This window comes from Streptomyces sp. NPDC049627 (assembly GCF_044465645.1).
Lineage (GTDB): Bacteria > Actinomycetota > Actinomycetes > Streptomycetales > Streptomycetaceae > Streptomyces.
On the sequence record NZ_JBITLW010000001.1, the window covers coordinates 792300 to 805542 of the forward strand.

A 13243-nucleotide genomic window follows, 5' to 3' on the forward strand; every position below is an offset into this window, starting at 1 on the left:
GTCCTTTCGGGTCGTCAGGCGCCGCAGGACCTCAGGAACTTCCGGGTACGCACCGCGATGGGCAGCGGCTTGTCCGGCTCGCACGGATACATGTCCTGCTCGACGATCGCGAACAGGTCCACGTTCAGCTTCTGCGCGGCCTGAAGGACCGGCCCCAGCTCCGGTACGCCGGACGGGGGTTCGCACATCACGCCGCGCTGGACGGCGGGGCCGAACGGGATCTCGTTCTTCACCACGTCGGCGAGGATCTCCGGGTCCACCTGCTTGAGGTGCAGATAGCCGATGCGCTCGCCGTAGGTCTCGATCAGCTTGACGCTGTCGCCGCCGCAGTAGGCGTAGTGACCGGTGTCGAGGCAGAGGTTGACCAGCTCGGAGTCGGTCGAGTCGAGGAAGCGCTCGACATGGGCCTCGGTGTCGATGTGGGTGTCGGCGTGCGGGTGCACGACGATGTCGAGGCCGTACGCCTCCTTCACCTCATGACCGAGCCGCTCCATGCCCTTGGTCAGGTACGCCCACTGCTCGCCGGTGAGCTCCGGCGGCTCAAGGATCTCGGCGGTCTTGTCGTCCCGCCAGAAGGACGGGATGACGACCAGGTGCTTCGCCCCCATGGCCTGGGTGAGCGAGGCGACCCGGCTGACCTGCTCCCAGGTGGAGTCCCACTCGGACGGGCCGCGGTGCAGGCCGCAGAAGATCGTGCCCGCCGAGACCTTCAGGTTCCGCTTGTTCACCTCGTCGGTGAGGCGGGCCGGGTCGGTCGGCAGATAGCCGTACGGGCCCAGCTCGATCCACGAGTAGCCGGCCTCGGCGACCTCGTCCAGGAAGCGTTCCCAGGGCACCTGCACGGGGTCGTCGGGGAACCAGACGCCCCAGGAGTCCGGGGCGGAGCCGACCCGGATGCGGTCCAGCACAGGGGGCATGTCAGGACTTCCCTTCGGGCGTGCTCGCCACGGGTGCGGTCAGGTCGCCCTCTTCGGGGAGCTCCTCGACGTCCACACCGCGCACCTGACTCAACTCGTGCTTGAGTGCGGCGAGTTCGGTGCCGCCGGCCATGTGGTTGGTGAGCTCTTCGAGGCTGACCTCGTCACGGGAGGCGTTCAGCTCCATGGTGCCGAGGCGCAGGACGCTGAAGTGGTCGCCGACCATGTAGGCGTGGTGCGGGTTGTGGGTGATGAAGATGACGCCGAGGCCGCGGTCGCGGGCGGCGGCGATGTACTTCAGGACCACTCCGGACTGCTTCACGCCGAGGGCGGCGGTGGGCTCGTCCAGGATCAGCACGCGGGCACCGAAGTAGACGGCGCGGGCGATGGCCACGCACTGGCGCTGGCCGCCGGAGAGGGTCCCGATGGGCTGCTCCAGGTCGTCCAGGACGATGCCCATGTTGCGCAGCTCTTCGTCGGCCGTCTTCTTCATCTTCTCGATGTCGAGGCGGCGGATCGGCCAGGGGCCCTTGGTCATCTCGGAGCCGAGGAAGAAGTTGCGCCACACCGGCATCAGCGGCACCACGGCGAGGTCCTGGTACACCGTGGCGATGCCCTTGTCGAGCGCCTCGCGCGGAGTGGAGAACCGCACCGGTTCGCCGTCGACGAGGAACTCGCCCTCGGTGTGCTGGTGCAGACCCGAGATGATCTTGATGAGGGTGGATTTGCCCGCGCCGTTGTCGCCGAGCACGCAGGTGACCTGACTGGGGAACACCTTCAGGTCGACGCCGTGCAGGGCGCGGATGTTGCCGTAGGACTTGCCGGCGCTGCGCAGTTCGACGACCGGGCCGTCCTTCTCGGCGGCCTTGTCGACGAGGACGGCGCCGTGGGTGCCGGTTCCGTTGCTGGATGTCATGTCGGTCACCTCCGGGTCGCCGTGCGCTGCACGTACAGATTGATCAGGACGGCGCCGAGGAGCATCACGCCGAGGAACGCCTTGAACCAGTCGGGGTTCCAGCCGGCGTAGACGATGCCCTGCTGCACCATGCCGAACATGAACGCGCCGAAGACCGGGCCGATCGCCGAACCGGCACCGCCGGTCAGCAGACAGCCGCCGATCACGGCCGCGGCGATGTAGATCAGCTCCTGGCCGACGCCCTCACCGGACTGCACGGTGTTGAACGAGAACAGCTGGTGCATGCCGACGAACCAGGCACCGAACCCGACCAGCATGAACAGCGAGATCTTGGTGAAGGTGACCGGGACACCGACCGCGCGGGCGGACTGCTGGTTGCCGCCGACCGCGAAGATCCAGTTGCCGTACTTGGTGCGCAGCAGGACCCAGGTGGCGATGGCCGCGAAGACGAGCCACCACACGATGGTGATCTTCACGTTGACGCCGCCGACCTCGAAGGACGAGGCGAAGAGCGCCTTGGCCTGGTCGAAGCCGTCCATGTCGCTGATGTCGTCGGTGGCGACGTTGCCGGTGATCAGCTTGGTCACCGCGAGGTTGACGCCCTGCAGGATCAGGAAGGTGCCGAGCGTGACCAGGAAGCTCGGCAGACCGGTCTTGACCAGCATCCAGCCGTTGAACAGGCCGATGGCGAGCGACACGATCAGCGCGACGATCACGCCGACCCAGACGTTCATGCTCAGCTGGTAGGCGGTCATGCTGGCGGTCAGCGCCGAGGTGATCACCGCGACACCGGCGGAGAGGTCGAACTCGCCGCCGATCATCAGCAGGGCGACCGGCAGCGCCATGATCCCGATCGTCGACGACTGGTAGAGGATGTTGGCCATCGAGCTGCCGTCGCGCACCGGCGGCGCCGTGATCAGGAAGAAGATCAGCACCGCCACGGCGCCCAGGAAGACACCGACCTCGGGGCGGGCCAACAGCCGCAGCGCCAGGGGGCGTTCAGCCGTGCGCCCGTCCTTTTCCTTGCCGGGGCCGGGGGCCGGCGGTGTGGTCACCGCCGGCTCAGCCTGTTGGGTCATGCTCGTCACCGGGTTCCCTTCGCGGCGAACTTGTCGATCGTCTCGACGTTCGTCTTGTCGACGAAGGCAGGACCGGTCAGCACCGGCTGCTCGCCGCCGCCCATGTAGTTGCCGTTGTTCTTGTAGAGCCACAGGGAGTCGATCGCCAGGTAGCCCTGGAGGTAGGGCTGCTGGTCGACGGCGAACTCGATGTCGCCCTTGCTGATCGCCCCGGTCAGCTCCTTGTTGAGGTCGAAGGTGGCGACCTTCGCCTTGGCGCCCGCGTCACCGATCGACTGGACCGCGGTCAGCGCGAACGGGGCACCGAGGGCCACGACGTAGTCGATGCCGCTGTCCTGCTTGAGCTTGGCCGTGATCGTCGACTTCACCGACGGCATGTCGGTGCCGTTGACGTTCAGGTTCTCGACGTCGCCCTCGAAGGTCTTCTTCACGCCCGCGCAGCGCTGCTCCAGGCCGATGTTGCCCTGCTCCTGGATGACACAGACGGCCTTCTTGGCGCCGGCCTCGTTCAGCCGCTTGCCGAGCGCCTCGCCCGCCACGGTCTCGTCCTGGCCGAAGAACTCCATCAGGCCGAGCTTCTGCCACTCGCTCACACCGGAGTTGAGGCCGACCACCGGTATGCCGGCGGTCTTCGCCTTCTTCACGACGTCCTTCATCGCGTCCGGCTTGGCGAGGGTGATCGCGATGCCGTCGACCTTCTGGTCGATCGCGTTCTGGACCAGGTTGGCCTGGTTGCCCGCGTTCGGGTCGTTGGAGTAGATCAGCTTGATGTTGTCCTTGGCCGCGGCGGCCTCGGCACCCTTGCGGACGATGTCCCAGAAGGTGTCACCGGCCGACTGGTGCGTGACCAGGGCGACCGTCATGCGGGGCGTGCTTGCCTTGCCGGCGGAGGCGCCCTCCGCGCTCTCCTCAGCCTTCTTGCCCCCGGAGCTGCTGGAGCAGCCTGCGAGGGTGAGCGCTGCCGCTGCGGCCACGGCCACCACGGGGGCCAGTCTGCGGGAGCGAGAGTAAGAGCGGTCCATCTTTCCAGCACCTCACTGTGCGACGGGGTGTTGCGACGGGGGAAAGGGGATGATCACTGGGATCGATGGCCCGGGCAGCGGGAGAAGCCCGGGTCGTGTGCCGTGGAACACGGCGGTTTCGCTGGGACGGGATCCAATCGCTGGATCCGGCCGCTGTCAATACTTTGTTAAGACATCATTTCACAAGCAGGTCCGAATGTAAGTACAAAGTATTGACAGCGTCGGCCTCCACGTCCTACACCTGGGAGGCGACAGGCCCCCTGGGGGCCCCACCCCCAGCCCAGCTCTAGGAGCGTTGCGCATGGCCGAGTCAGCCAAGCCCTTCGACTTGATCACGATGGGAAGGATAGGAGTCGATCTCTACCCCCTGCAGTCTGGCCTACCTCTGACGCAGGTGGAGACGTTCGGCAAATTCCTCGGAGGCTCGGCCGCGAACGTCGCCGTGGCCGCCGCCCGGCTCGGCCGGACCACCGCTGTGATCACCCGCACCGGCGACGACCCCTTCGGCGCCTACCTGCACGAAGCCCTGAAGGACTTCGGTGTCGACGACCGCTGGGTGACGCCCGTCGCGGCGTACCCGACGCCGGTGACGTTCTGCGAGATCTTCCCGCCGGACGACTTCCCGCTGTATTTCTACCGGCAGCCTAAGGCGCCTGACCTGGAGATACACTCCGACGAGCTGGACTACTGGGCCATCCGCTCGGCCCGCGTCTTCTGGATCACCGGCACCGGCCTGAGCGAGGAGCCGAGCCGCTCCGCCACCCTCGCCGCGCTCAAGGCGCGCGACAAGGCGGGCACCACGGTCTTCGACCTCGACTGGCGGCCGATGTTCTGGCGGGACCCCGAGGAGGCCCGCCCGTACTACGCGGAGGCGCTGCGGCACGTGACCGTCGCCGTCGGCAACCTCGACGAGTGCGAGGTCGCCACCGGAGTCCGGGAACCGCGCGCCTGCGCCGAGGCACTGCTGGCGGCCGGCGTGGAGCTCGCGGTCGTCAAGCAGGGCCCCAAGGGCGTGCTGGCGGTGCACCGCGACGGCACGGAGGCCGAGGTGCCGCCGGTGCCGGTCGAGGTGGCCAACGGCCTCGGCGCGGGCGACGCCTTCGGCGGCTCTCTGGTCCACGGGCTGCTGTCCGGCTGGGATCTGGCCGAAACCATGCGGTACGCCAACGCCGCCGGCGCCCTCGTGGCGTCCCGCCTCGCCTGCTCCTCGGCGATGCCCACCGAGTCCGAGGTCCGAGACCTCCTCGCGCGGGCGTCGTAGCCGAGTCCCCCGGCCGACCGAGCCACCCATGAGCGGCTCACCGAGCCACCCTGAACGGAGCCTTCCTTGAGCATCAGCATCCCCGACCTCACCGCGGTCAGAGCCCGGCACCCCGAGGCGATCGCCGAGGCCGCCGCCCGCCGGGTGCGCCGCCCGCTGATCGGCGACAGCGGCCGCCTGATGATCGTGGCCGCCGACCATCCGGCCCGCGGCGCCCTCGGCGTCGGCGACCGGCGCCTGGCCATGGCCAACCGGGCCGATCTGCTGGAGCGTCTGTGCGTCGCGCTGTCGCGGCCCGGCGTCGACGGGGTGCTGGCCACCGCCGACATCCTGGAGGACCTGCTGCTGCTCGGCGTCCTCGACGACAAGGTTGTCATGGGCTCCATGAACCGCGGAGGCCTGGCCGGCGCGTCCTTCGAGATGGACGACCGCTTCACCGGCCACCGCGCCGAGGACATCGCCCGGCTGCGCTTCGACGCGGGCAAGCTGCTGGTGCGCATCGACTACGACGACCCGGGCTCGCTGACCACCCTGGAGTCCACGGCCCGCGCCATCGACGCCATGGCCGCGCTCCGGCTGCCGTTGTTCGTCGAGCCGTTCATCTCCCGGCGGACCGACGGCCAGGTCCGCAACGACCTGTCCGCCGAGGCCGTCACCAAGTCGATCGCCATCGCGTCGGGGCTGGGCGGCACCTCGGCGTACACCTGGCTGAAACTGCCCGTCACCCATGACCCCGACGACATGGCCGAGGTTCTTGAGACGTCCACGCTGCCCGTCGTCCTGCTCGGCGGTGAGGTCGGGGGCTCCGCCGAGGAGCAGGCGGGGGCGTACGAGCGCTGGCGCAAGGCACTCGCGCTCCCCACCGTGCAGGGCATGGTCGTCGGCCGCTCGCTGCTCTACCCGGCCGAGGGCAGCGTGGAGACGGCGGTCGACACGGCCGTCGGCCTGTTGTGACACGGATTGTGACGCGGAGGAACACGATGACGTATCACCTTCCCGCGGGAAAGGCGCTCGGCGGCCCGTACGTCGTGGACGTCACGCCCGAGAAGGCGGGCTGGGGCTACTCCAGCCTGCGGATCCTGGAGCTGCCTCCCGGCGGCTCGCACACCTTCGACACCGGCGACAGCGAGTGGATCGTGCTGTCGCTGACCGGCGGCTGCACGGTCGCGACGACCGACGACTTCGGCCACGACACGTTCCGGCTCACCGGTCGTGACAGTGTGTTCACTGGGGTCAGCGACTTCGCGTACGTGCCGCGGGACGCCCGTACGACGGTCTCGTCCACCGGCGGCGGACGGTTCGCGCTGACCGGCGCACGCTGCTCCCGGCGGCTGCCCGCCCGGTACGGGCCGGCGTCGTCGGTGCCGGTGGAGCTGCGCGGCACCGGCAACAGCAGCCGCCAGGTGAACAACTTCGGCGCGGCCGGGGTCTTCGAGTGCGACAAGCTCATCGCGGTCGAGGTCATCACACCGGGCGGCAACTGGTCGTCCTTCCCGCCGCACAAGCACGACGAGCACCGGCCCGGCGAGGAGTCGGTGCTGGAAGAGATCTACTACTTCGAGTTCGCCGACCACGACGGCATCCCCGGCCTCGGCTACCAGCGGGTCTCCCCGTCCGGCCACGGCCGGAACACCGACGTCCTGGCCGAGGTGCGCGGCGGTGACGTCGTGCTGATCCCCGACGGCTGGCACGGGCCCTCCATGGCCGTGCCGGGCCACCACATGTACTACCTCAACGTCATGGCCGGTCCGGAGGCCGAGCGCGCCTGGCTGATCTGCGACCACCCCGATCACGCCTGGGTCCGCGGCACCTGGCCGGACCAGCCCGTCGACCCCCGCCTGCCCCTCTACACCGCTCCGACGTCCCAGTGAGGTCCCCGATGAGCCAATCCACCGTCCGCCTGACCGTCGCCCAGGCGCTGGTGCGGTTCCTGTCCGCCCAGTACACCGAGCGCGACGGCGTACGGCACCGGCTGATCGCCGGCACCTGGGGCATCTTCGGCCACGGCAATGTGGCCGGCCTCGGCCAGGCCCTGCTCGAAGCGGGCGAGGACACGATGCCGTACCACCAGGGCCGCAACGAGCAGTCCATGGTGCACGCGGCCGTCGGCCACGCCCGCCAGCTCAACCGGCTCTCCGCGCAGGCGGTGACGACGTCGATCGGTCCGGGCGCCACCAACCTGGTCACCGGCGCGGCCCTGGCGACGATCAACCGCCTGCCGGTCCTGCTCCTGCCGGGCGACTACTTCGCCTCGCACGCCCCCGACCCGCTGCTGCAGCAGCTGGAGCACCCGACCGAGGCGGACGTGTCGGTCAACGACACGCTGCGCCCGGTGTCGAGGTACTTCGACCGGATCACCCGCCCCGAGGCGCTGATCCCGTCCGCGCTCAACGCCATGCGCGTGCTCGCCGACCCGGCCGAGACCGGCGCGGTGACGCTGGCCCTCCCGCAGGACGTACAGGCGGAGGCGTACGACTGGCCCGAGGAGTTCTTCGCCGAGCGCGTCTGGTACGTACGGCGCCCCGCGCCCGACCCGGTCGAGCTGGCGGCGGCCGTCGAGGCGGTCCGGGCGGCCGAGCGCCCCCTGATCGTCGCGGGCGGCGGCGTCCACCACAGCGAGGCCGAGGCGGCACTCAAGGCCTTCGTCGAGGCGACCGGCATTCCGGTCTCCTCCACCCAGGCGGGCAAGGGCTCGCTCCGCTACGACCACCCCGCCGACCTGGGCGGCATCGGCCACACCGGCACGTCGGTCAGCGACGACATCGCCCGCGCCGCCGACCTGGTGATCGGCGTCGGCACCCGGTACACGGACTTCACGACCGCCTCCGGCACCCTCTTCCAGAACCCGGACGTGCGCTTCCTGAACCTCAACATCACCGGGTTCGACGCGCACAAGCTGGCGGCGCGGACGCTGGTCTGCGATGCGCGGGCAGGACTCACGGCCTTGACGGAAGCACTGTCCGGCCACCGGGTGGCTGCCGCGTACGAAGCCGAGTACCGCGCCGGCAAGGAGCGCTGGGACGCGGTCGTCGAGGCCGCCTACCGGGCCGACGACGAGAGCGCCGTACCGACGCAGACCCAGGTCCTGGGCGCGCTGGACGCGGTCGTCGGCGACGACGACGTGGTGATCAACGCGGCCGGTTCGCTCCCGGGCGACCTGCACAAGCTGTGGCGGTCCCGCAGCCCGCGCCAGTACCACCTGGAGTACGGCTACTCCTGCATGGGCTACGAGATCCCGGCCGGCATCGGCATCCAGCAGGCCGCCCCGGACACCCCGGTGTGGTCGCTGGTCGGCGACGGCACCTACCTGATGATGCCGACGGAGATCGTCACCGCGGTCCAGGAAGGCCTGCCGGTCAACATCGTGCTGATCCAGAACCACGGCTACGCCTCCATCGGCGGGCTGTCGTCCGAGACCGGCGGCGAGCGCTTCGGCACCGACTACCGCTACCGGGCCGCCGACGGCACCTTCACCGGCGCCCCGCTCCCCGTCGACCTCGCCGCCAACGCGGCCAGCCTCGGCATGGACGTCCTGCGCGCCAAGACGGTGCGCGAGCTGCGCGAGGCGCTGGCCGCGGCCCGCGCCTCCGACCGGCCGACGTGCGTGTACGTCGAGACGGACATCACGAACCCCACCTCCCCCGGCGCCGAGGCCTGGTGGGACGTGCCCGTCGCCGAGGTCGCCTCCCGCGAGGCCGCCGTCCAGGCCCGCGAGCGCTACGACCGGAACGTCGCCGGACGCCGCCACCACCTCTGAACTCCCCCTTACGAAAGGCCCTTTCGCACCATGAAGACCATCACCCACTGGATCGACGGCAAGCCCGTCGAGGGCACCTCCGGCCGCTTCGGCGCCGTCTACAACCCGGCGACCGGCGCCCAGGAGAAGCAGGTCGCGTTCGCGACCGTCGACGAGGTGGACGCAGCCGTCGCCTCGGCCAAGGCCGCGTTCGAGAGCTGGGGCCAGTCCTCCCTGGCCAAGCGCACCGCGATCCTGTTCAAGTACCGCGAGCTCCTTGACGCCCACCGCGACGAGATCGCCGAGCTGATCACCGCCGAGCACGGCAAGGTGCACTCCGACGCGCTCGGCGAGGTCGCGCGCGGCATGGAGATCGTGGAGCTGGCCTGCGGGATCAGCGTGCAGCTGAAGGGCGAGCTGTCGACGCAGGTCTCCACCCGGGTGGACGTGGCCTCGATCCGGCAGCCGCTGGGCGTCGTCGCGGGCATCACGCCGTTCAATTTCCCGGCCATGGTGCCGATGTGGATGTTCCCGCTGGCGATCGCGTGCGGCAACACCTTCGTGCTGAAGCCGAGCGAGAAGGACCCGTCGGCGTCCTTCCGCCTCGCCGAGCTGGCCGCCGAGGCGGGCCTGCCGGAGGGCGTCCTGAACATCGTCCAGGGCGACAAGGTGGCCGTCGACCGCCTCCTCGAACACCCGGACATCGAGGCGGTCTCCTTCGTCGGATCCACCCCGATCGCGAAGTACATCCAGCTCAAGGCGGTCGAGCACGGCAAGCGCGTCCAGGCGCTCGGCGGTGCCAAGAACCACATGCTGGTCCTGCCCGACGCCGACCTGGACTTCGCCGCCGACCAGGCGATCAACGCGGCGTACGGCTCGGCGGGCGAGCGCTGCATGGCCGTGTCGGTCGTGGTCGCGGTCGGCGACACCGGTGACGACCTGGTCGCCAAGATCGCCGAGCGGGCGAAGAACCTGAAGATCGGCCCCGGCAACGACCCGGCGAGCGACATGGGTCCGCTGATCACGCGCGAGCACCGCGACAAGGTGGCGTCCTATGTGTCCTCGGCCGCCGAGCAGGGCGCGGAGGTCGTGGTCGACGGCACCGGCTACACCGTGGAGGGCCACGAGGACGGCTTCTTCATCGGCGTATCCCTCCTCGACAAGGTGCCGCTCACGGCGGACGCGTACCGGGACGAGATCTTCGGTCCCGTGCTGGCCGTGGTCCGTGCGGAGACGTACGACGAAGCCATCAAGCTGATCAACGACTCCCGCTGGGGCAACGGCACCGCGATCTTCACGCGGGACGGCGGCGCCGCCCGCCGCTTCCAGCTGGAGGTCAAGGCGGGCATGGTCGGCGTGAACGTGCCGATCCCGGTGCCGGTCGGCTACCACTCCTTCGGTGGCTGGAAGGACTCCCTCTTCGGCGATCTGCACATCTACGGCAACGACGGCATCGCCTTCTACACCCAGGGCAAGGTGATCACGACGCGCTGGCCGGACCCGGCCGACGCGGGCATCAACCTCGGTTTCCCCAGCAACTCCTGACACACGCTCAGCGAAAGATCCAGAGGCAGAACCAAAGGGAGGGACCCATGGCGAAGACCCGCGGCTCCGCACGTGCCGTATCAGCCTCCGCGCTGGACTCGCTGGACTTCGCCCTGGACCGGGGCAGTCCCGTGCCGCTGTACTACCAGCTCGCCCAGCAGCTGGAGTCGGCGATCGAGCGCGGGATCCTCGCCCCGGGCAACCTCCTGGGCAACGAGGTCGACCTGTCGGTGCGGCTGGGCCTGTCCCGGCCCACCGTCCGGCAGGCCATCCAGTCCCTCGTCGACAAGGGGCTGCTGGTCCGGCGGCGCGGGGTGGGCACCCAGGTGGTGCACAGCCAGGTGAAGCGCGGGCTGGAGCTCAGCAGTCTCTACGACGACCTGGAGGCGGCCGGGCAGGGCCCGACCACGGAGGTCGTCCGCAATGAGCGCGTCCCGGCGACCGCCGACGTCGCGGCCGCGCTCGGCCTCGCGGAGGGCGCGGAGGTCACGGTCCTGGAGCGGCTGCGCTGCACCCACGGCCAGCCGGTGGCCATCCTCTGCAACTACCTGCCCGCGAGCCTGCTCGACCTCGACACGGCCCGCCTGCAGTCGACCGGCCTGTACCGGATGATGCGCGCCGCCGGCATCACCCTGCACAGCGCCCGCCAGACCATCGGCGCCCGCTGCGCCACCGCCGAGGAGGCCGAGCGCCTCGACGAGAAGGAGGGCGCCGCGCTGCTGACCATGCAGCGCACGGCGTACGACGACACGGGGCGGCCGGTGGAGTACGGAACGCACATCTACCGGGCGTCGCGGTACGCGTTCGACTTCCAGTTGCTGGTCAGGCCTTGAGCGTTGCTGTGAACGGGGTGACGGGCCGCTCCAGGGGCTCACCGTCCACGATGAGGTCGACGGCCTCGTTGTAGAAGGCCAGCAGCCCCTTGACCGCGCCCACCGCGGGCAGCGGCTCGGCGTAGCTCCAGACGATGTTGCGCGGGACCTCGCCCTCACCGCGCCAGGTCCAGTATTGGGCCGTGCCCTTGTACGGGCACCCGGTGCGATGGTCGGTGGGCTCGAACAGGTCGAGCCGGACGTCCTCGCCGGGGATGTAGTACCGCGTCGGCAGCCCCGTCTCGAACAGCAGCACCGGGCGATGGGTGTCCGCGACGACCGTTCCGGCGAGCTCGACCTGGACGTGGCGGCTGCTGGGCATGGCGTCCACCCGTTTGTGCGGGTCGCGGGGGTGGATGAAGATCTCTTCCTCCTCCTCGTACCAATGGTCGAGGCCGGTCCCCCGGCGCCGGAACCACTCGAAGGAGATGTGTCCGGCCAGGTCGGCGGCGGGGAAGGTCCACGCCGCGCTCTCCATGAGCTCTCCGTCGACGCGAAGGTCGTAGAAGATCCGCGACCCCGTGTGCGCTCCCGTCGGCGGGTTCTCGGCCGGGCGGAGGAGGTCGGTGCGGACCTCCTCACGCGGAAACGCGTAGCACGGCACGGGCAGCTCGGGTTCCCAGACGAGGACGGGGTGCCGGCTGTCGACGACGGTTACGTCGCCCTTGCGGCCGCGCACCCAGCGCTCGCTGGGCTCCCAGAGGAGGCCTTCGGGGGTCGTACGGACGGACCGCTCGGTGGGGAACAGAGGCATGGTCCACTCTCCTTCGGCGCCTCTTCGGAGCGTACCCCCGGTGTGTTGAGTGGGCCGTGTGATCAGTGGGCCGCGTCGAGCCGGGCCCGCTGCTCCTCGGTCAGCTCCAGATCCACGGCGGCCAGGCTCTCCTCCAGCTGAGCCACGGACGACGCCCCGACCAGAGGAATGATCGGCAACGCGCCGCCCATCTGCCAGGCCAGGACGACCTGGTTGACGGTGGCACCGGTCTCCTGGGCGATCTCGCGGAGCACCTTCCGACGGGCCGGGGTGCCCGGGTGGTCGAAGTCGGCGGGCAGCCGGTCCGGGTGGGTGTAGGCGCCCTTGAGCAGCGGCGAGTAGGCGACCAGGGTCAGGCCGGGCTCGGCCCGCAGATAGCTCAGCAGATCCGGGCCGGCGTGGCCGAGGCTGCCGTAGGGGAAGAGAGGCGCCTCGGGTACGTCGAGGCGGGGCCGCAGATGGGTGTGGGCGTACTGGAGTACCTCGTAGCCGGGGAGGCCCGCAGCGGCGGCGATGGCGCGGGCCCTCTCGACGCGCCAGGTCGCGTGGTTGCTGACGCCGAGGAGACCGACGGTGCCCTCGGCGACCAGCTCGGCGAACCCCTCGACGGTCTCCGCCAGCGGGACCTTCTGATCCTCGATGTGGGCGTAGAGCAGGTCCAGCTTCCCGACGCCGAGCCGGTTACGGCTGCGCTCGGCGGACTCGCGGATCACCTTCGCCGACAGGCCCTCGGCGTTGTCGACGTAGCCGGTGCCGGGGGCCAGGGGGCGGGCGCCGAGCTTGGTCGCGAGGACGATCTCGTCGCCGATGCCGCGGCTGCGACGCCAGCGGCCGAGCAGTTCCTCGCTCTGGCCGCCCTGGCCGCCGTCGATCCAGAAGGCGTAGTTGTCGGACGTGTCGATGAAGTTCCCGCCGGCCTCGACATAGCGGTCGAGAACGGCGAAGGAGGTCGCCTCGTCGGTGCGCGAGCCGAACAGCATCGCGCCGAGCGCGAGGACGCTGACGTCGCGGCGATTCTTGGGGTCGGTGCCGATGGTGCGGTACTTCATGGATGAGTCCCTCCCGTTCGTGCGCCCGCCTTTGGGGGCACGAACGGGAGTCTTCATCTTGAAGCGCACTTCAAGGCAAGGGGTTTCGAGCG

The 13243-nt window shown here is 69.9% G+C and carries 12 protein-coding genes; 6 read left to right on the forward strand and 6 right to left on the reverse strand.

Annotated features, from left to right (window positions below; genetic code table 11):
* Window positions 1–14 precede the first annotated feature (14 nt).
* Genes ACIBU0_RS03480 through ACIBU0_RS03495 form a run of 4 tightly spaced genes read right to left on the reverse strand, consistent with a single transcriptional unit; the run spans window position 15 to window position 3934 of the window.
* Entirely contained in the window at window positions 15–917 is a 903-nt protein-coding gene (locus ACIBU0_RS03480; RefSeq protein ID WP_398810958.1) for a sugar phosphate isomerase/epimerase family protein, read from the reverse strand.
* 1 nt (window position 918) lies between these two features.
* On the reverse strand, window positions 919–1833 hold the full coding sequence (locus ACIBU0_RS03485) for an ATP-binding cassette domain-containing protein (protein WP_398810961.1): 915 nt from the start codon (window positions 1831–1833) through the stop codon (window positions 919–921).
* 5 nt (window positions 1834–1838) lie between these two features.
* Window positions 1839–2912 carry an ABC transporter permease gene (locus tag ACIBU0_RS03490; RefSeq protein ID WP_398810964.1) on the reverse strand — a complete coding sequence of 358 codons (1074 nt, stop codon included), beginning with the start codon at window positions 2910–2912 and terminating at the stop codon, window positions 1839–1841.
* A 5-nt stretch (window positions 2913–2917) separates the two neighbouring features.
* Window positions 2918–3934 carry a sugar ABC transporter substrate-binding protein gene (locus ACIBU0_RS03495; RefSeq protein WP_398810967.1) on the reverse strand — a complete coding sequence of 339 codons (1017 nt, stop codon included), beginning with the start codon at window positions 3932–3934 and terminating at the stop codon, window positions 2918–2920.
* A 301-nt stretch (window positions 3935–4235) separates the two neighbouring features.
* Here ACIBU0_RS03495 and iolC point away from each other — a divergent pair, with 301 nt between their 5' ends.
* The 6 genes from iolC (at window position 4236) to ACIBU0_RS03525 (ending at window position 11309) form a co-directional block, all read left to right on the forward strand.
* Window positions 4236–5195 carry a 5-dehydro-2-deoxygluconokinase gene (gene iolC / locus ACIBU0_RS03500; RefSeq protein ID WP_398810969.1) on the forward strand — a complete coding sequence of 320 codons (960 nt, stop codon included), beginning with the start codon at window positions 4236–4238 and terminating at the stop codon, window positions 5193–5195.
* A gap of 66 nt (window positions 5196–5261) precedes the next feature.
* Window positions 5262–6149 carry a deoxyribose-phosphate aldolase gene (locus ACIBU0_RS03505; protein ID WP_398810972.1) on the forward strand — a complete coding sequence of 296 codons (888 nt, stop codon included), beginning with the start codon at window positions 5262–5264 and terminating at the stop codon, window positions 6147–6149.
* A 26-nt stretch (window positions 6150–6175) separates the two neighbouring features.
* Complete coding sequence (gene iolB / locus ACIBU0_RS03510; protein WP_398810975.1) at window positions 6176–7066, forward strand: 5-deoxy-glucuronate isomerase; 891 nt, start codon at window positions 6176–6178, stop codon at window positions 7064–7066.
* A gap of 8 nt (window positions 7067–7074) precedes the next feature.
* Window positions 7075–8952, forward strand: coding sequence for a 3D-(3,5/4)-trihydroxycyclohexane-1,2-dione acylhydrolase (decyclizing) (gene iolD, locus ACIBU0_RS03515; RefSeq protein ID WP_398810978.1), 1878 nt, complete (start codon window positions 7075–7077; stop codon window positions 8950–8952).
* Window positions 8953–8982: 30 nt separating this feature from the next.
* A complete protein-coding gene (locus ACIBU0_RS03520; RefSeq protein WP_398810981.1) occupies window positions 8983–10476 on the forward strand; it encodes a CoA-acylating methylmalonate-semialdehyde dehydrogenase in 1494 nt (497 codons plus the stop codon).
* A gap of 47 nt (window positions 10477–10523) precedes the next feature.
* Window positions 10524–11309 (forward strand): GntR family transcriptional regulator, encoded by a 786-nt coding sequence (locus ACIBU0_RS03525; protein WP_398810984.1) that lies wholly within the window; start codon window positions 10524–10526, stop codon window positions 11307–11309.
* On the opposite strand, the gene ACIBU0_RS03530 is transcribed toward ACIBU0_RS03525, so the two are convergent.
* Both ACIBU0_RS03530 and ACIBU0_RS03535 read right to left on the reverse strand, forming a co-directional pair.
* A complete protein-coding gene (locus ACIBU0_RS03530) occupies window positions 11299–12102 on the reverse strand; it encodes a DUF427 domain-containing protein (RefSeq protein WP_398810987.1) in 804 nt (267 codons plus the stop codon). The two genes, ACIBU0_RS03525 and ACIBU0_RS03530, sit on opposite strands and share 11 nt — an antisense overlap.
* Before the next feature lie 62 nt (window positions 12103–12164).
* Window positions 12165–13151, reverse strand: a complete 987-nt coding sequence (locus ACIBU0_RS03535; RefSeq protein WP_398810990.1) for an aldo/keto reductase — start codon at window positions 13149–13151, stop codon at window positions 12165–12167.
* Window positions 13152–13243: the final 92 nt, after the last annotated feature.